Here is a 17,046-nt window from a genome sequence, read left to right as displayed (position 1 = left end):
TTAAGAAGTAGTTTCGCTGAAAATGCCCAGAACGAAAGCGGAGGACATTAAGATCATTCCAGATTCAGCTTATGCTCCATCAGCCAGCGGGTCAGCAGAAAGTATCCTGCGGCAAAGGCGATGCTGACCGCCAGCCCGAACAGGGTGGTGAACGCACTGGGCGCAGCGATGGAGATGTCCACGCCGCCAAGGGTGGGATCGGAAACAGCCTGCAGCATGTCGGCACTGCTGACACCGGAGCTCAGCCAGTTCTGCAGGAAGGACAGCAGGAAAAATGCCAGAATACCGGCCGGGACCATGTGCTTTTTGAACTGGTGGCCGATCATGCATGCGGCATAGATGCACAGGATGCTGGACACCAGTGCCACCAGCCCGTTCAGCGTTTCAAAGGCCAGCCAGAGCCACCCGGAGCTGCCGGTCATGCGGAAGATCTCTCGGAAGATCTCTACCACTTTCTGCCACAGCTCCGGCAGCTGCTGCAGGGCCGCGCTGTTCAGAGACAGAGCCAGCAGCATCACCGCAAAGGAGAAAATACCCACGATGCTGCTGCAAAGCATCCACACCACGCTGGAGATCAGCTTGGAAAGGATGAGCTGGCTTTCCGTCACCGGCAGGGTGTGCATCAGGTAGCCTTCGCGGCCCAGCAGATTGCGGGTGAAGCGGGTCACAATGGTCATCACGGACACCACTGCCACAGCAACGGCTACGACCATGTATGCGAACAGCAGCAGAGATGCAAAGTCGTCCTTGGAAGAGCTGCGCAGGGAAAAGCCGCTCAGCACTGCCAGCGCAACAAGGGCCAGATACAGCCCGCCGTAGGTGCGGCCGGTGGCCTTGAATTCATATTTTAACAGCTGTTTCAGCATTTGAATACCTCCCGGAAATATGCATCCACGCTCATGCCCTCGGTCTCGCGCAGCTCTTCGGCATTGCGGTGGGCGAACACCCGGCCATCCTTCAAAAAGACGGCTTCGTCCAGAATTGGCTCGATATCGCCGATGAGGTGGGTGGAAAGAATGACGGTCGCATCCCGGCTGTAGTTGTTCAGGATGGTGCTCAGGATGTAGTCCCGGGCGGCAGGGTCCACGCCGCCAATGGGCTCATCCAGCAGGTAGAGCTTTGCGGCGCGGCTCATGGCAAGGATCAGCTGCACCTTTTCCTTGCTGCCCTTGGAGAGGGTCTTGAGCCGCGCCTTCGGTTCCAGTTCCAGCCGGGCCAGCATTTCGTTTGCCTTAGCGGGGTCAAAATCGGCATAGAATTCGCGGAACATTTCCACCAGCTGCTCCACACGCATCCAGTCCGGCAGCCAGTCGGCGTCCGGCAGATAGGACACGATGGCTTTGGTGTCCGGCCCGGGGGTCATGCCGGCGATCCGGATGCTGCCTGCACTGGGCTGCAGCAGACCGTTCGCCAGCTTGATGAGGGTGGTCTTGCCGCTGCCGTTGGGGCCAAGCAGCCCCACGATGCGGCCAAAGCCGATGTGCAGGTCTATATTTTCCAGTGCGGTCTTATCCTTCTGATAGCACTTGGTCAGTGCTTCACAGCTCAAAAGTTCACTCATTGCGGTCCTCCTTTGCGTCCCAGTGTTCCAAAAGCGCGGCTGTCTGTGCGGGACTGTAGCCGATGCCGCGCATCTTTTCCAGAAAATCCGACGCCAGCGTCCGGGCGGTGTCGGCGCGAAGCTGTTCGATCAATGCAGTATCCTCCGTAACATAGCGGCCTGCGGTGCGTTCGGTGCGCACCAGTCCTTCCGTCTCCAGCTGGGCAAGGGCCCGCTGCATCGTGTTTGGGTTCACCCCGGCGGCTGCGGCCAGATCACGTACCGAATCCAGATGCCCGCCCGGCGGGTAGGTGCCGGCCAGGATCCGGGCCTTCAGCCGTTCCACAAGCTGTGCATAGATCGGGCGGCTGGCATCAAACTGTTCGCCCATGGTATCATCTCCTTGTCTTGCTGTATTAAGCGCTTGATACAATAATACACAATTTGCGCTGCTTGTCAAGGGAAAAAAGAAAAAACATTATAAAACTATGGGAAATTGGGAAAAAGTGCCCATAAAACACTGCACATTGATAAAAAATTACAATAAATTCAAACAATTTCACATTGCAAAGCTTTTAACAATGTGCTATGCTGAAAAACAGAGAGCTCCGCCCGGAAAGCGGCGGAAAAGAGATTTGGAGGAAAAATAACTATGGCTGACCGCATCGTTCTGAATACCATCTCCTACCATGGCCACGGTGCCATTGAGAACATTGTTCCCGAACTGACCGCCCGCGGCTACAAGAAGGCATTCGTCTGCTCCGATCCCGACCTGATCAAGTTCGGCGTCACCAAGAAGGTTACCGACCTGCTGGATGCTGCAAACTTTGCCTACGCTGTTTACAGTGAGATCAAGCCCAACCCCACCATCGCCAACGTGCAGGACGGCGTGGCCGCTTTCAAGGCTGCTGAGGCTGACTGCATCGTGACCATCGGCGGCGGCTCCTCCATGGATACCGCAAAGGCCATCGGCATCATCATCAACAACCCCGAGTTTGCGGATGTCCGCTCTCTGGAAGGCGTTGCTCCCACCAAGAAGCACGCGGTGTTCACCATCGCTGTTCCCACCACTGCCGGCACTGCTGCTGAGGTCACCATCAATTACGTCATCACCGATGTGGAGAAGAAGCGCAAGTTCGTCTGCGTGGATACCAACGATATCCCCGAGATCGCCGTGGTCGATCCCGATATGATGTCCTCCATGCCCAAGGGCTTGACCGCCGCCACCGGCATGGACGCTCTGACCCACGCCATCGAGGGCTACATCACCAAGGGTCACTGCGTCATCTCCGATATGTTCCATCTGGAAGCCATCAAGCTCATCAGCCAGAGCCTGCGCGGCGCAGTGCAGAACACCCCGGAAGGCCGCGAGGGCATGGCTCTGGGCCAGTACATCGCCGGCATGGGCTTCTCCAATGTGGGTCTGGGCATCGTCCACTCCATGGCACACGGCCTGTCCGCTCTGTATGACACCCCGCACGGTGTGGCCTGCGCTATCCTGCTGCCGGTGGGTCTGGAGTACAACAAGAGCGTTGCCGGTGAGCGCTACCGCGCCGTGGGCAAGGCCATGGGCGTTATGGGCATCGACGAGATGAACGATGTGGAAGCCGCTGATGCCACCATCGCCGCCGTCAAGCAGCTGAGCGCAGACGTGGGCATCCCCACAAATCTGCACGGCATCCTGAAGGAAGAGGATATCCAGTTCCTCGCCGAGTCCGCATTTGCGGATGCCTGCCGTCCCGGCAATCCCCGCGACACCAGCGTGGAGGAGATCGTGGAGCTGTATAAGAGCCAGCTGTGATTCCGCTCTGTAAATTCAAGCTGTAATTTTGGGCCCTGCTGTCCTTCGGGATGGCAGGGCCTTTTTCTAAGATGTATCTGAAAACAAAGCAACAGGCTGGATCTTCGTCTTTTCAGAGATGCCCGGAGAGCCTGCCGCGTCGCAGAGTGACAAAATTTCTGCACGGCTCTTGTACACAGCGCCCAAAACAGGTACAATCAATGCAGTAAGAAAAAACTGGAAGCGAAAGGAACCTTATGACGCTGAACTTCTATACTCTGGGTGTTATTTATCTAGTATATTCCTTTCTGGGCTGGGTGGCTGAGACGGTAGTCGCGACCATCCGGGGCGGAAGGTTTGCCAACCGCGGTGCGGCGGCAGGCCCGTTCTGCTTTATCTACGGTACCACCGGCGTGCTGCTGGCCGTGAGTTTCGGCGATCTGCGCACCGAGCCGGTCTACCTGTTCTTTGCCTGTATGATGGCGGCAACGGTGATGGAATGGATCACCGCCAAGCTGCTGGAACGCCTGCACCGCCGCAAGTGGTGGGACTATTCCGGAAAAAAATTCAATCTGAATGGCTATGTGTGCCTGCAGTATTCGCTGCTGTGGGGTGCACTGGGCACGGCAAGTGTGCTGTGGGGCAATAATGTGCTGCTGCGGCTGTGTGCGCATATCCCGGTCTGGCTGCTGCGTCCGGCAGTATGGGTCTCGCTGACGGTGGCGGTGCTGGACCAGATCGGTTCGGCGGTGCTGGTGCAGCAGTATGCGGCCCGGCACCCGATGCTGGAGCAGCTCAACCAGAGACTGGGGGAGCGGTCGGATACGCTGCGCCGCAGGATCGCGCTTTACATTGAAAAACGCATCCAGTATGCTTACCCGGCTGCGGCCCGGCAGGAGCAGACTGCGCTCCGGAAGGGGGAAAAGAACTTCCTCAGCGTGTCCGATCTGCTGTGGCTGTTCGTGATCGGCGCGTTTCTGGGCGACATGGTGGAGACGGTGTTCTGCCGCGTGACCGCCGGGGTCTGGATGAGCCGCTCCAGTCTGGTCTGGGGGCCGTTCAGCGTGGTGTGGGGTCTGGCGCTGGTGCTGGCAACGGTGCTGCTGCGTCAGGAAAAGGACCGGAGCGACCGCTATCTGTTCGCCTTCGGCACCGTCATGGGCGGTGTGTACGAATACGTGTGCAGCGCCGTCACCGAGCTGCTGTTCGGCACCGTGTTCTGGGACTACAGCAAGTTCAAGTTCAATCTGGGCGGGCGCATCAACCTGCTGTACTGCTTTTTCTGGGGCATTGCGGCGGTGATATGGATGCGCTACGGCTATCCGCTGGTGCTCAGAGGCATGAAGAAGGTGCGCAGCCGCGTCCGCCCATGGATGACCGTCCTGCTGGCCGTATTCATGGCGGTGAACATGCTCACCAGTGCGCTGGCGCTGGCCCGGTACGATGCCCGCACCAGCGGTGAAGGCCCCAAGAAGAGCATCGATATGCTGCTGGATGCGCATTTTGACGATGCCCGCATGGAGCGTATTTATCCCAACGCGAAGAAAGTGACCAAGGCCGGATGAAATTTCAACGCTCCTCTTGCACTTTGGTGCAAAAACCGGTATAATATTTTTCGGATAAAAGGGAGTAAAGGGCGCTCGTTTTGCAAAAACGGTGCGCTGTGGCGCAGCGACATCCCGGCAGAAATGCCCGCTGTGTCACCGGAAGCTTGAGACTTTTATTACACTTTCCCGTTTTTGGGCAGGATGTAATAAAGGCCTCTTTTTTATTGCTGCTCTGCCAAAAACAAAAGGAGAAAACTATGCTCATTCCTGTTTTGCTGTTCATCGTGGGCCTGCTGTGCCTCATCAAGGGCGGTGACTGGTTCGTGGATGGTGCCACGGGCATTGCCCGCCGCTTCCATGTGCCGGAGCTGCTCATTGGTGCCACCGTGGTGTCCATCGGCACCACCCTGCCGGAGGTGATGGTCTCCACCACCTCGGCTCTCACCGGCCACGGCGAGATCGCCTACGGCAACGCCATCGGTTCGATCATCTGCAATGCATCGCTCATTGCGGCCCTCACCATTGCGGTGAAGCCGGGCAAGGTAGACCCCAAGAGCCTGCGCACGCCGGTGCTGTTTTTCTTTGTGGCAGCGGCCTTCTATGCCGGTGTGGCCTACACCACCGGCTACTTCTCCCGCCCGGTGGGCCTGATCCTTCTGGCCATGTTCGTAGCGTATATCATCTGCAACGTGATGGCCATGAAGAACGCCCCCGCCCCGGAAGAAGAGGAAGAACCGGAAGAAAGTGCATCCTTTGCCAAGGAGCTGGGTCTGCTGGCCGTGGGCGCTGTGCTCATTGCCGTGGGTGCCAACCTGCTGGTGGATAACGGTACCCTGATCGCACAGGCACTGGGCGTGCCGGAGTCGGTGATCGCGCTCACCTTTGTGGCACTGGGCACCTCGCTGCCGGAGCTGGTAACGGCCATCACCTCGCTGGCAAAGGGCCACGGTGCACTTTCGCTGGGCAATGTCATTGGTGCAAACGTGTTCAATCTGGTGCTGGTGAGCGGTGTTTCCGCCACGGTGGCACCCTTCACCATCCCGCAGAACTCCATGCTCTTCGGCCACAATGCATCGCTGGTGCTGGAGTTCCCGGTCATGTTCGCCGTGATGCTGCTGCTCACCCTGCCCGCCCTCTTCAAGGGCAAGCTGAGCCGCCCGCAGGGCATTGCGCTGCTGTGCATTTACGCGGCATTCTGTGTGGTGCAGTTCACCATCTGATAAAACAGCAAAAGGCCGACGCAGTACTGCGTCGGCCTTTTGCCGTTTTAAGGGTTATTTTTTCAAATGGGAATCCCAGCCGGAAGAGGTGATGACCTGCTGATCCGGTGTGCACCACATGGCTTCCACGCCGTCCAGACTTTCCACGATCTTCATCCCGTCCTCCAGCGGCTGGCAGAACAGGCCGGTGGTCAGGCAGTCGGCAAGGCCGGAGTCGCTGCACAGCACGGTCACGCCGTTAAAGTAGGCGGCGGGGAACAGGGTGTCCGGGTCGATCAGGTGGTGGTAGCGCTTGCCGTCCACCACGTAGTAGCGCTGGTAGTCGCCGCTGGTCACAAGGGCCATATCGCTCATGTTGATGGCACCGTCCAGCATGGAATCCGAGGTGTATACATCCGAAGAGCTCCATGGGTTTTCCACGCCGCCGGTCCACTGGCTGCCGTCCGGTTTTACACCAATGGCGCGCAGGTTGCCGCCCACGCTCACCAGAGCGCTGGTCAGGCCGCGGGCCTCGGCAGCCTGACACACCATTTCCACGGCGTAGCCCTTGCCCACGCTGCCCACATCCAGCAGCATTTCCGGGTCGGCCAGATAAACGGTCTTGGCATCTGCGTCGATGATCACGTTGTTGATATCACAGTGCTGGGCGGCTGCTTCCAGCTCTTCCATGGTGGGCAGCTTGTTGTCGGCATCCGTCTCGGCGGCTTCGGCAGCTTCGCGGTAATTGTGCCAGATATTCAGCACGCTGCCCATGGCAATGTTCAGCTTGCCGTTGGTGGTCTGGTACATCTGGTCGGCCAGCTCCAGCATGGAGAGGATGCGGTCGTCCACCTCCACCGGAGCGCTGCCGGCATTGTCGTTGATGGTCTTGACGTTGGTCACGCCGGGGTAATCGTTGTAGATATCATACAGCTGGTTATAGGTAATAAGGTCTGCGTGCAGGGCATCCATCTGGGTATTGAATTCTTCCTCGCTCTCGCAGTAGGCAATCACCTGCGTTACGGTATCGAACACATCATAAAAAACGGTGGAATAGCGGGTAAGCTCTTTCTTTTTGGAGGCACAGCCTGCCAGCAGGCTCAGGCAGAGCACCCCGGCCAGCAGGGCGCTGACGAAACGTTTTGCGCGGGTCTTCATACGGTGTGGTTCTCCTTTGCGGCGGTAAAGGCGGCGTGCTCCTCCTGCAGGTGGGCCAGCAGATCGCCGAACACCCAGCTGCGGTTTGAGGGAGTCACAACGGCCTTGAGCGGAATGGTGACCTGTGCCTGCTTCATCAGATCCAGCAGGGTGTCCACATCCTTCTCCTTGAAGTTGGCCAGAACCACTGCCGGCGGGTAGGCACCCGGTTCCAGCACCAGCGTGCGGGCGGCCTTGGTCTCCACCTCGCCCAGCAGCTGTGCCACGGTCTTGCCCGCATCGGCAGGGGAGACGAGCAGCACCTTCATGCCAAAGGCAGGAGCCATGCCTTCCAGTTTGCCGCGGTCAGCGGGGGAAAGGTTCCAGCCCAGAATCAGCGGGACACCGGCGTTCTGGTTGCGTGCGATATGTGCTTTCATAAAAAAACCTCATTTCAGGGTGGATTGCAAATACACTATAGTATAACACAAATACGCAAAAAATGGAATGCCGGGGGGCCGGTACTACCGGGAAAAGTTTCAGAGAATTTCGAGCAAAGGCAACAAAAATTAGAAGAAATTACAAGGCAAATTTCAGTGCAGGTGAAGATTGTATGCAGAAAATAGAGGTGCTATACTAAAAATGCGAGACATAAGTCTCAGAAATTTAACAGAAAGCAGAGGTTTTGAGGATGAAAAAACAGAAGATGCGGTTCATCAGTGCAGTGCTTGCGGCATGCATGATGACATCTGTCCTTCCGGTCAATGCACTTGCTCGGGGGGGGTACGCCTGAAAATGGCGTAACTGCACAGGAAAACGCGGAAACGGCCACGACGATCCCCACTACGGGCATGAAAATCACCAAGGGCGGTGATTACGAGATAAAGGGAGACACTTATACGGAAGGCATTACCGTTAATGCCAGCGATAATGATGAAGTGACGATTCACATTGCTGGTAACGTGAAGTTTACGCGGGATAATCAGGTCTTTATCTGGGTGGAAAATGCAAAACTGGTGACGATTGAAAACACCGATAATCACACGGTGACACTGAACGGACAGCATTTTTACGACCTAAGTACTGCAAGCAATGGTGTGGAGAGCGTTATAAATGGCGGCACCTATATAGCACCGGGTCGAAACATGATCATGGTCCAGGGAACGAACAACACTCTTACCCTGAATAATGTTAATATACAGACGAACACCGGGTATGCCGTGACGACGGGCTCTAATACGGTGTATGTCAACGGTGGAACATTTACCAAAACGTCATCGCGCTATAGTGAGTTCCAAAACCAGGGACACCTGACGCTGACAGATGTTACGGTTACACCGCAAGTTGCCGTCGACGGCAAGACGAGTACTATCGTTGAAAATTATACCGGTGCAGTTGTTGAAATCAACGGCGGAAACTATAAAACGACAAACCAAAGCTGCATTGTTAACAATGGAACGGTAACAATCAATAATGGCACTTTGGAATCTGAGGGGGCAAGCTGCATCCAAAACAACTGGGGTCGTGTGGAGATCAACGGCGGCACCATTACCTCGGATGCCGACTGCACCATCAAAAACCGCGGCGGCCTGCGCATGAACGGCGGTACGGTCGCCAGCACGAATCCAGATGCCGCGGTCATTGACTGTAACGGCGATTTCGGCGATACACAGATCAACGGCGGCACCATCAAGGGCGGAAAAGACGGCATCCGTCTGGCGGACCTTGGCAGTTCCGAAGTGACCCTGAAGAACGCGGCCTTTGAGAACAACACCCAAAGCAATATCCATCTGGGTGCTGACCAGACGATCAACATCAAAAAGACCTTTACCGGTACGGCAACGATCCTGACCGACGATCCAAGCCGCGGCCGTCATATCACGCTGGAAAACGAGGATCTCAGCTATCAGAACAAGCTGAAACTCGTCAGCGTGGATCCCAGATACATCATCGGCTATAAGCGCGGCGATGATGGCGTGGAATACCGCTATCTTGCCCCGGCCAACGGCAAAATCGTCACCGCTGAAAATGCGAAGGCAACCGCTAACATCGGTGCCGGGGAGCAGGAGCTGGATACTACCACCGTTGTGCCGGAAAACACCCTCGTGACCGTGACGGCAAACCTCCCGGAGGGCGCAGAGGGCGCAGAGTTCCTCGGCTGGAGCGCCGTGCGTGACGATGGCAAAGAGCTGGACTGGACTCCGGCTAGGGACGACCCCCAGACCATCACCTTTACAATGCCCGACTGCAATGTGACCGTCACGGCACTGTGTCAGGGTGGAAATGATGACATCGACAACCCGAGCGGCGGCGGCAGCAGCGATGTGGTGACCGGCATTGCGGCTGTTGCGCTGACCGGTGCAGCCGTGTGGGGCATTTACGAAACCGGAACCGGCATCTATCGCGTGCTGAATATGCCCGGCGTCCCCATGCCCTCCAACCGCGCCGGTCTGGCGACCCTGATCTGGGAAAAGGCCGGCTGCCCGGAACCGCAGACGGTGAAGAGCTTCAGCGACATCGATGACGCCGACCTTCATCTGCGGCAGGCTGCCAGCTGGATGGAAGAGCAGGGTCTGATGGACGATGTGAAGGAAAACGAGTTCCGCCCCTATCGCTATGTGACCAAGCTCCAAACCTGCCTTGTCTGGGATAAGGCCAAGGAAAAGAGCCTGATCTCCTGAAAAGTAGATCATTCTTGTAACAACCCCGGGGTGACCGCAAGCGCCCCGGGGTTGTTTTTTTTTACAGGAAAAGGGGCAGAACCGGAAGATGCAGTGTGAAAAAAGCAACGAGGAAGATCCCGCAGGATCTTCCTCGTTGCAAACACAAAATAATAATTCCGCAGAGGATAGTTCAAATCATCAGTTCAGCTTTTTGCCAAAGAACTCCACTTCCTTGCCAATGAACTGCATCAGTTCATCGAACTGGTCGGGGGTCAGGCTCTGGGCACCATCGCACTTTGCCTTGGCGGGGTTGTTGTGCACCTCGATCATCAGGCCGTCGGCACCGGCAGCAACAGCGGCCTTTGCCAGATCCGGCACCATCCATGCGTGGCCGCAGGCATGGCTGGGGTCCACAATAACGGGCAGGTGGGTCATCTTGTGCAGCATCACCACACCGGCAAGGTCGAGGGTGTTGCGCATGCTGGTCTCAAAGGTGCGGATGCCGCGCTCGCAGAGGATGACGTTCTCGTTGCCCTCAGCCATGATGTACTCGGCGCTCATCACGAACTCTTCCAGCGTATTGGCAAGGCCGCGCTTGAGCAGCACCGGCTTCTTCTGACGGCCGACGGCCTTGAGCAGCTCAAAGTTCTGCATGTTGCGGGCACCCACCTGAATGAGGTCTACATTCTCGAACAGGGGCAGGTGCTCGGTGTTCATGATCTCGGTCACGATGGGAGCACCGGTGGCGCGGCGTGCCAGCTTGAGCAGGTCGAGGCCCTCGCTGCGCATACCCTGAAAGGAGTAGGGCGAGGTGCGGGGCTTGAATGCGCCGCCGCGCAGCAGGGAAGCCCCCGCAGCCTTCACGCGCTGTGCGCAGTAGGTGATCTGCTCCTCGCTCTCAATGCTGCAGGGGCCTGCAATGACCGCAAAGTTTCCGCCGCCGATCTTTACGCCGTCCACATCGATCACGCTGTCGTCCGGGTGGAACTTGCGGTTGGCCTTCTTATAAGGCTCGGTCACGCGGCGGCAGGTCTCCACCACCGGGTTTGCCAGCACCCAGCTCTCGGCCACGGCCTTGGTGTCGCCGATCAGGCCCAGAATGTGGCTCTCACTGCCCTTGGAATCGTTGATCTGCAGGCCCATATCCTGCAGTTCGTGGCAGAACTCGCGTACCTGTACCTCAGGTGCGTTCTGTTTGAGTACGATGATCATAGTGCTTTGTCTCCTTTGCCTTATCGTGTGAAACGGCGAGGGAGACCGGCTCCTTTGCCGCAGCTTGCAGTGTCAAACTTCAGGGTTCTGAAGTGTGTGACGCTATGATATCACTTCAGGAAACTGAAGTCAAGAGAATTTTGAATTTTTTTGAAGAAAGTGGTAGAATAAAAAAGAACCCTCTCAGTCATTGCTGCGCAATGACACTTGCCGGGTTGCGGCTCCCAGCAATCACTTCGTGCAAAAATGCACTCGTGCTTTGCTGGCCGCTGCCCCAACAACAACTCCCTGTATCCGCCACTGGCGGCGGTCGTTGTTGTTGCTCCCGAAGGGCGAGCTTTTTACTGCTTTCTATGGGGCATTACTTCACGGTGAAAGAGGATCAGCCAGTTACCGCGCATAAGCTCCCCCTTTTGGGGGAGCTGGACGCGAAGCGGCCTGAGAGGGTTCAATACAAGCAAAGGGGATATCAGAGATGGGAAAAGAAGCAAAAACCAATGCCATGCGCATTCTGGAGCGCGAGAAGGTGCCCTACACCGCCCACGAGTACGCTCATGAAGAGGGCGTTGCCGTGGCAGGTGTGGATGTGGCAGGCAGCATGGGCGAAGACCCTGCCTGCGTGTATAAGACGCTGGTGACGCAGGGCAATAGCAAAAACTATTTTGTGTTCGTCATTCCGGTGGCAGCAGAGCTGGATCTGAAAGCCGCTGCCCGCAGTGTGGGCGAAAAAAGCGTTGCCATGATCCATGTGGCCGATATCAACAAGGTCACCGGCTATGTGCGCGGTGGCTGCAGCCCGGTAGGCATGAAAAAGCAGTATAAGACTGTGTTCGATGAGAGCGTGCTGACGCAGGAGAAGGTCTATGTCTCCGGCGGGCGCATCGGCACGCAGGTGTGCTGTGCCCCGGCGGACCTCATCCGTGCTGCACGGGCAATTACAGCAAAAATTATTTTTTAAAAAAGTCCGTCTATTGTACAAAAAGTTAACGCATCCTATTTACATAAAATATACTTAAACTATAAGTCATACTTAAAAAGAAAAACAATGTCGAAACTGCACAAAACTTTTGAAAGTTTTTTGACGGCATGAAAACACAAGGTAGAATTTGTGGGAACACTCTTTTCAAAGATGTTTTTTTGCCGTAAACTGTATGTAGTACAGGGACGGCGGCCCGCAGAAAGGGCTTTTCCGCCGCCTGAAAACGCAAGCACAAGGAACTGCGGAGGAGAACTTCAATGATGAAGATGCTGCCGGGTCTCATGGGTCGAAACAACATTCGGGCATGTCAGGGGCATCGTGCAACTTTGTGCAAAGCGTCGGGAGAGCATACGCAGAATTAAAGGCCGTGGTACGGGTGTACCGCAGCCTTTTTTGTTTGTCGGTTGAGAAAGAGAGGTTTGGATATGGTTCGTAAAGTGGCTGTGATCATGGGTTCTGACAGCGATTGGCCGGTGGTAAAGGGCGCATGTGCCCAGCTGAAAGCGCTGGACATCCCTTTTGAGGCGCACATCCTTTCGGCACACCGCACCCCTGCCGAGGCAGCGGAGTTTGCCAAAAGCGCCCGTGCCAACGGCTTCGGCGTGATCCTGTGCGCAGCAGGCATGGCAGCACATCTGGCGGGTGCCTTTGCTGCCAACACCACCCTGCCGGTGATCGGCATTCCCATGAAGGGCGGTGCCATGGACGGCATGGATGCCCTGCTTGCCACGGTGCAGATGCCCAGCGGCATCCCGGTGGCAACGGTGGCTCTGAACGGTGCCAAGAACGCCGCATGGCTGGCTGCGGAAATTCTGGCTTTGAGCGACGACGCTCTGGCCGAAAAGCTGGCAGCAGAGCGCACCGCCATGGCCGCACAGATCGCTGCCAAAGAGGAAAAGCTGCAGGCTGAGATCGCCCAGCTGTAAAGGAGAACCAATGTCTGATTTTGCATATCCGCTGCACGAAGAATGCGGCGTTTTCGGTATTTACGACCGTGCCGGTACCGAGGATGTGGCCGCTGCGGCCTACTCGGCTCTGTATGCCCTGCAGCACCGTGGTCAGGAGAGCTGCGGCATCGCCGTGAACGATGATGGCGTGATCAACGGCCACCGCGACCTCGGCCTTGTGAACGAGGTGTTCACCCCGGCGGTGCTGGCAAGTCTGGCAAACCCCAATGCGCACATGGCTACCGGTCACGTGCGCTACGCCACGGCAGGCAGCCGTGTGCGCGCCAATGCACAACCCATGATCGTCCGGCACGGCCGCGGCACCATGGCACTGTGCCACAACGGCAACCTGACCAATGCCATCGAGCTGCGCCGCCAGCTGGAAAACGAGGGTGCCATCTTCCACGGCTCCTCCGATACCGAGGTGATTTGCTACCTGATCACCCGCAACCGCCTGCGCATGGGCAGCATCGAGACCGCCATCAGCAAGACGATGGATGTGCTGGAGGGTGCCTACAGTCTGGTGATCATGTCGGCCACCAAACTCATTGCAGTGCGTGACCCCCGCGGCTATCGGCCCCTGTGCATCGGCACGCTGCCCGGCGGCGGCTACGTATTTGCCAGCGAGAGCTGTGCACTGGACGCTGCCGGTGCCACCCTGCTGCGGGACGTGGAGCCCGGCGAGATCGTGGTAGCAGACGCAAAAACCGGTGAGCTGCGCAGCATCAAGGATCACTGCGGTCGGCCGGACACCCAAATGTGCGTGTTCGAGTTCATCTATTTCTCCCGCCCGGACAGCATCATCGAGGGCAGCTCGGTGCACGAGGCCCGCAAGCAGGCTGGCCGGTTCCTTGCACAGGAACACCCCGTGGAAGCGGACGTGGTCATCGGCGTGCCGGATTCCGGTCTGGATGCAGCGCTCGGCTACTCGCAGGAGAGCGGCATTCCCTATGGCATCGGCTTTATCAAAAACAAATACATTGGCCGCACCTTCATTCAGGGCAGCCAGAAGCAGCGCGAGAACAGCGTGCGCATCAAGCTGAACGTCGTTTCCAGCACAGTCAAGGGCAAGCGGGTGGTGCTGGTGGATGATTCCATCGTGCGCGGCACCACATCTGCCCGCATCATCAAGCTGCTGCGGGACGCCGGTGCCACCGAGGTGCACTTTATGGTGTCGGCACCGCCGTTCAAGTACCCCTGCTACTTCGGCACTGACATCCCGGATCAGAAGCTGCTGGTGGCCACCGGCCGCACGGTCGAGCAGATCAATGAAGTGATCGGGGCCGATACGCTGGGCTACCTTTCCACTGAGCATGTTGTCCAGCTTACAAAGAACGCAAAATGCGGATTCTGCACCGCCTGCTTTACCGGCGAATATGCCGTGAAGCCGGACGAGGTGCTTTCCACCGATATTCACGAACGCCACCTGAACGACCGTCCCAAGGACGAGAAAAAGTTAGGAGAGTAAGACCATGGAAAAAAGCTATTCTGAAAGCTATGCAGCCGCCGGTGTGGATATCACCGCCGGTTATCGCTCTGTTGAACTGATGAAGCAGTATGTGGCCCGCACCATGAACGAGCACTGCATTGGCGGTCTGGGCGGCTTTGGTGGCCTGTTTGAGCTGGACTGCACCGGCTACAAGCACCCGGTGCTGATCTCCGGCACCGACGGCGTGGGCACCAAGCTGAAAATTGCCATGATCATGGACAAGCACGATACCATCGGCATCGACTGCGTGGCTATGTGCGTGAACGATGTCATCTGCGCCGGTGCAAAGCCGCTGGTGTTCCTGGATTACATCGCCTGCGGCCGCAACATTCCCGAGAAGATCGCAGAGATCGTCAAGGGTGTGGCTGAGGGCTGCGTGCAGGCCGACTGCTCTCTGGTGGGCGGCGAGACTGCCGAGCACCCGGGCATGATGCCGGAGGAGGAGTACGATCTGGCCGGTTTCACCGTGGGCGTTGTGGATAAGGAAAAGATCCTGAGCAACGAGACCATGGCAGCCGGTGATGTGATCCTTGCCCTGCCTTCCACCGGTGTGCACTCCAACGGTTTCTCGCTGGTGCGCAAGATCTTTGACATTGACGCAAACCCCGATGTGCTGCACACTGCCCCTGCAGAGCTGGGCGGCAAGACGCTGGGCGAGGCCCTGCTGGCTCCCACCAAGATCTACGTCAAGCCTGTGCTCAAGGTGCTGGAAGAGGTGGATGTGAAGGGCATTTCCCACATCACCGGTGGCGGCTTCTACGAGAACATTCCCCGCAGCCTGAAAAAGGGCTGCTGCGCACGCATCAACAAGGCAGATGTCCGCACCCCGGCTCTGTTCCAGCTGATGCAGAAGACCGGCAATATCTCCGAGCACGATATGTTCAACACCTTCAACATGGGCGTTGGCATGGTGCTCACCGTCCCCGCAGAGCAGGCCGACAAGGCACTGGACATCCTGCACGCAAACGGTGAGCCGGAAGCTTACCGTCTGGGCGTCATTGCAGAAGGTGAGGGCGTGGAGCTGTGCTGAACATTGCAGTTTTAGTCTCCGGCGGCGGCACCAACCTGCAGGCTCTGCTGGACAGCGAAGCCCGGGGCGAGAACCCCAACGGCAGGATCACCCTTGTGGTGGCCTCCAAGCCCGGTGTCTATGCGCTGGAACGGGCCGCAAAGGCCGGTGTGGAAGGCTGCGTGGTGCGCCGCAAGGATTACGCCAGTAGTGAGGATTTTGACGCAGCTCTGCTGAAAACATTGAAAGACCACAACATCGATCTGGTGGTGCTGGCAGGCTTTCTGTCCGTGCTGGGGCCCAGTGTCATTGAAGCGTATCCCCGCCGCATCCTGAATGTGCACCCGGCACTCATCCCGTCTTTCTGCGGGCCAGGCATGTACGGTCTGCGTCCGCACGAAGCGGCTCTGGCCCGGGGCTGTAAGGTGACCGGTGCCACCGTCCACTTCGTGAACGAAGAGTGCGACGGCGGGCCCATCCTGCTGCAGAAGGCCGTGGACATCCTGCCCGGCGACACCCCCGAGGTGCTGCAGAAGCGTGTGATGGAGCAGGCCGAGTGGAAGCTGCTGCCTAAGGCCGTGGCTATGGTGTGCAGCGGAGAAATTGAGTGAAAACTCCTTCCGTCACGCCTGACGGCGTGCTACCTCCCTCAAGGAGGGAGGCAAGGCTCCCTCTCCGAGGGGGCTGTCGCCGCAGGCGACTGGGGGAGTTCCGTAATAGGAGAATTTGACATGGAAAAGATCAACCTGAACGAGTATCTGGCATCCAACGAGTATCCCGGCCGCGGCATTGCTGTGGCAATGGCTCCGGATGGCCGCCAGATGTTCATTGGCTACTTTATCATGGGCCGCAGCGAGAACAGCCGCAACCGCGTGTTTGACCCCGTGCCCGAGCGCGGCGGCATCTGCACCATCGCAGCGGACCCCGCAAAGCTGGAGGACCCCAGCCTCATTATTTACAATCCGGTGCTGACGCTGGGCAAGACCCATATCGTGACCAACGGCGACCAGACCGATACCATTTATGACCTGATGAGTCAGGGTAAGAGCTTTGCCGATGCCCTGCGCACCCGCACCTTTGAGCCGGACGGCCCCAACTACACCCCCCGCATCTCCGCTGTGGTGTACGCCGACGGCAGCTACCAGATGAGCATTCTCAAGTCTGCGGACGGCAATGGCGACAGCGTGCAGCGCTATTTCTTTGATTACCCGCAGCCCGTTGCAGGCGAGGGACATTTCATCAGCACCTACAAGCACAACGGAAATCCCATCCCCAGCTTTGAGGGTGAGCCGCTGCGCTTTGCCTGCCCCCGCACCATCGGCGATTTTGCACAGGGTCTGTGGAGCAGCCTGAACCCGGACAACAAGGTGAGCCTGTTTGCCCGGGTCATTGATCTGGACTCCGGCGAGACCGGCGACATGATCTTTAACAAGTACGATGCCGTGTGCAGCGATCTGGACGACCCCGAGGAGCCGGAGCTGCTGCCCGAAGAGCTGGAACTGCTCAAAAAGCTTGACGCAGAGGAAAAACAGGACTAAAACAAT

At 57.6% G+C, this 17,046-nt stretch carries 16 protein-coding genes; 10 read left to right on the top strand and 6 right to left on the bottom strand.

What is annotated here, in order from left to right; genetic code table 11:
* Positions 1-53: 53 nt before the first annotated feature.
* From ACGHP1_RS10795 to ACGHP1_RS10785, 3 genes are read right to left on the bottom strand one after another with little or no spacing between them, the layout of a single operon-like run.
* Positions 54-866, bottom strand: coding sequence for a hypothetical protein (locus tag ACGHP1_RS10795; RefSeq protein ID WP_390509408.1), 813 nt, complete (start codon positions 864-866; stop codon positions 54-56).
* Entirely contained in the window at positions 860-1,561 is a 702-nt protein-coding gene (locus ACGHP1_RS10790) for an ABC transporter ATP-binding protein (protein WP_207698680.1), read from the bottom strand. The genes ACGHP1_RS10795 and ACGHP1_RS10790 overlap by 7 nt, the downstream gene beginning before the upstream one ends.
* Entirely contained in the window at positions 1,554-1,931 is a 378-nt protein-coding gene (locus ACGHP1_RS10785) for a GntR family transcriptional regulator (protein WP_120081203.1), read from the bottom strand. The genes ACGHP1_RS10790 and ACGHP1_RS10785 overlap by 8 nt, the downstream gene beginning before the upstream one ends.
* Positions 1,932-2,192: 261 nt before the next feature.
* On the opposite strand from ACGHP1_RS10785, the gene fucO reads away from it, so the two are divergent.
* The 3 genes from fucO (at position 2,193) to ACGHP1_RS10770 (ending at position 6,087) form a co-directional block, all read left to right on the top strand.
* Positions 2,193-3,341 carry a lactaldehyde reductase gene (gene fucO / locus ACGHP1_RS10780; protein ID WP_112090254.1) on the top strand — a complete coding sequence of 383 codons (1,149 nt, stop codon included), beginning with the start codon at positions 2,193-2,195 and terminating at the stop codon, positions 3,339-3,341.
* Positions 3,342-3,577: 236 nt separating this feature from the next.
* Entirely contained in the window at positions 3,578-4,885 is a 1,308-nt protein-coding gene (locus ACGHP1_RS10775) for a putative ABC transporter permease (protein WP_338428157.1), read from the top strand.
* 239 nt (positions 4,886-5,124) lie between these two features.
* Positions 5,125-6,087: a calcium/sodium antiporter gene (locus ACGHP1_RS10770; protein WP_390509407.1), complete on the top strand. Its 963-nt coding sequence runs from the start codon at positions 5,125-5,127 to the stop codon at positions 6,085-6,087.
* Positions 6,088-6,141: 54 nt separating this feature from the next.
* On the opposite strand, the gene ACGHP1_RS10765 is transcribed toward ACGHP1_RS10770, so the two are convergent.
* Positions 6,142-7,224, bottom strand: coding sequence for an FAD:protein FMN transferase (locus ACGHP1_RS10765; RefSeq protein ID WP_005944473.1), 1,083 nt, complete (start codon positions 7,222-7,224; stop codon positions 6,142-6,144).
* Entirely contained in the window at positions 7,221-7,643 is a 423-nt protein-coding gene (locus ACGHP1_RS10760) for a DUF3783 domain-containing protein (RefSeq protein WP_390509405.1), read from the bottom strand. The genes ACGHP1_RS10765 and ACGHP1_RS10760 overlap by 4 nt, the downstream gene beginning before the upstream one ends.
* A 411-nt stretch (positions 7,644-8,054) precedes the next feature.
* Between ACGHP1_RS10760 and ACGHP1_RS10755 the strand changes: the two genes are divergently transcribed.
* Entirely contained in the window at positions 8,055-9,884 is a 1,830-nt protein-coding gene (locus ACGHP1_RS10755) for a carbohydrate-binding domain-containing protein (protein WP_390509403.1), read from the top strand.
* 180 nt (positions 9,885-10,064) lie between these two features.
* Here ACGHP1_RS10755 and aroF read toward each other — a convergent pair whose 3' ends face one another.
* Positions 10,065-11,078, bottom strand: coding sequence for a 3-deoxy-7-phosphoheptulonate synthase (aroF, locus tag ACGHP1_RS10750; RefSeq protein ID WP_097775212.1), 1,014 nt, complete (start codon positions 11,076-11,078; stop codon positions 10,065-10,067).
* A gap of 475 nt (positions 11,079-11,553) precedes the next feature.
* Between aroF and ybaK the strand changes: the two genes are divergently transcribed.
* From ybaK to ACGHP1_RS10720, 6 genes are all read left to right on the top strand, one after another.
* Positions 11,554-12,036: a Cys-tRNA(Pro) deacylase gene (gene ybaK / locus ACGHP1_RS10745; protein ID WP_005944468.1), complete on the top strand. Its 483-nt coding sequence runs from the start codon at positions 11,554-11,556 to the stop codon at positions 12,034-12,036.
* A gap of 446 nt (positions 12,037-12,482) precedes the next feature.
* On the top strand, positions 12,483-12,983 hold the full coding sequence (gene purE, locus ACGHP1_RS10740; protein WP_097781583.1) for a 5-(carboxyamino)imidazole ribonucleotide mutase: 501 nt from the start codon (positions 12,483-12,485) through the stop codon (positions 12,981-12,983).
* 10 nt (positions 12,984-12,993) lie between these two features.
* The gene (gene purF / locus ACGHP1_RS10735) at positions 12,994-14,472 is read left to right on the top strand and encodes an amidophosphoribosyltransferase (protein ID WP_097775214.1); all 1,479 of its coding nucleotides are present in this window, start codon (positions 12,994-12,996) and stop codon (positions 14,470-14,472) included.
* Between the two features lie 4 nt (positions 14,473-14,476).
* On the top strand, positions 14,477-15,523 hold the full coding sequence (gene purM, locus ACGHP1_RS10730) for a phosphoribosylformylglycinamidine cyclo-ligase (RefSeq protein ID WP_097775215.1): 1,047 nt from the start codon (positions 14,477-14,479) through the stop codon (positions 15,521-15,523).
* Positions 15,517-16,113 carry a phosphoribosylglycinamide formyltransferase gene (purN, locus tag ACGHP1_RS10725; protein WP_005944461.1) on the top strand — a complete coding sequence of 199 codons (597 nt, stop codon included), beginning with the start codon at positions 15,517-15,519 and terminating at the stop codon, positions 16,111-16,113. The genes purM and purN overlap by 7 nt, the downstream gene beginning before the upstream one ends.
* A 120-nt stretch (positions 16,114-16,233) precedes the next feature.
* Positions 16,234-17,040: an IMP cyclohydrolase gene (locus ACGHP1_RS10720; protein WP_097775216.1), complete on the top strand. Its 807-nt coding sequence runs from the start codon at positions 16,234-16,236 to the stop codon at positions 17,038-17,040.
* The last annotated feature ends 6 nt before the right edge of the window (positions 17,041-17,046 follow it).

The organism is Faecalibacterium sp. i21-0019-B1, assembly GCF_042852915.1.
In the GTDB taxonomy this organism is placed as follows: domain Bacteria; phylum Bacillota; class Clostridia; order Oscillospirales; family Ruminococcaceae; genus Faecalibacterium; species Faecalibacterium taiwanense.
The sequence above is the reverse complement of the archived record's forward strand: the minus strand, read 5'-3'. Positions and strand labels throughout refer to the sequence as shown.

Bases quoted from the DNA above. Each gene is read 5' to 3' on its own strand.
- ACGHP1_RS10790 (WP_207698680.1), bottom strand. From the start codon at position 1,561: ATGAGTGAACTTTTGAGCTGTGAAGCACTGACCAAGTGCTATCAGAAG.
- purE (WP_097781583.1), top strand. From the start codon at position 12,483: ATGGTTCGTAAAGTGGCTGTGATCATGGGTTCTGACAGCGATTGGCCG.
- fucO (WP_112090254.1), top strand. From the start codon at position 2,193: ATGGCTGACCGCATCGTTCTGAATACCATCTCCTACCATGGCCACGGT.
- ACGHP1_RS10775 (WP_338428157.1), top strand. From the start codon at position 3,578: ATGACGCTGAACTTCTATACTCTGGGTGTTATTTATCTAGTATATTCC.
- ACGHP1_RS10765 (WP_005944473.1), bottom strand. From the start codon at position 7,224: ATGAAGACCCGCGCAAAACGTTTCGTCAGCGCCCTGCTGGCCGGGGTG.
- ACGHP1_RS10755 (WP_390509403.1), top strand. From the start codon at position 8,055: ATGAAAATCACCAAGGGCGGTGATTACGAGATAAAGGGAGACACTTAT.
- purF (WP_097775214.1), top strand. From the start codon at position 12,994: ATGTCTGATTTTGCATATCCGCTGCACGAAGAATGCGGCGTTTTCGGT.
- ACGHP1_RS10795 (WP_390509408.1), bottom strand. From the start codon at position 866: ATGCTGAAACAGCTGTTAAAATATGAATTCAAGGCCACCGGCCGCACC.
- ACGHP1_RS10760 (WP_390509405.1), bottom strand. From the start codon at position 7,643: ATGAAAGCACATATCGCACGCAACCAGAACGCCGGTGTCCCGCTGATT.
- ybaK (WP_005944468.1), top strand. From the start codon at position 11,554: ATGGGAAAAGAAGCAAAAACCAATGCCATGCGCATTCTGGAGCGCGAG.
- ACGHP1_RS10720 (WP_097775216.1), top strand. From the start codon at position 16,234: ATGGAAAAGATCAACCTGAACGAGTATCTGGCATCCAACGAGTATCCC.
- ACGHP1_RS10770 (WP_390509407.1), top strand. From the start codon at position 5,125: ATGCTCATTCCTGTTTTGCTGTTCATCGTGGGCCTGCTGTGCCTCATC.
- ACGHP1_RS10785 (WP_120081203.1), bottom strand. From the start codon at position 1,931: ATGGGCGAACAGTTTGATGCCAGCCGCCCGATCTATGCACAGCTTGTG.
- purM (WP_097775215.1), top strand. From the start codon at position 14,477: ATGGAAAAAAGCTATTCTGAAAGCTATGCAGCCGCCGGTGTGGATATC.
- aroF (WP_097775212.1), bottom strand. From the start codon at position 11,078: ATGATCATCGTACTCAAACAGAACGCACCTGAGGTACAGGTACGCGAG.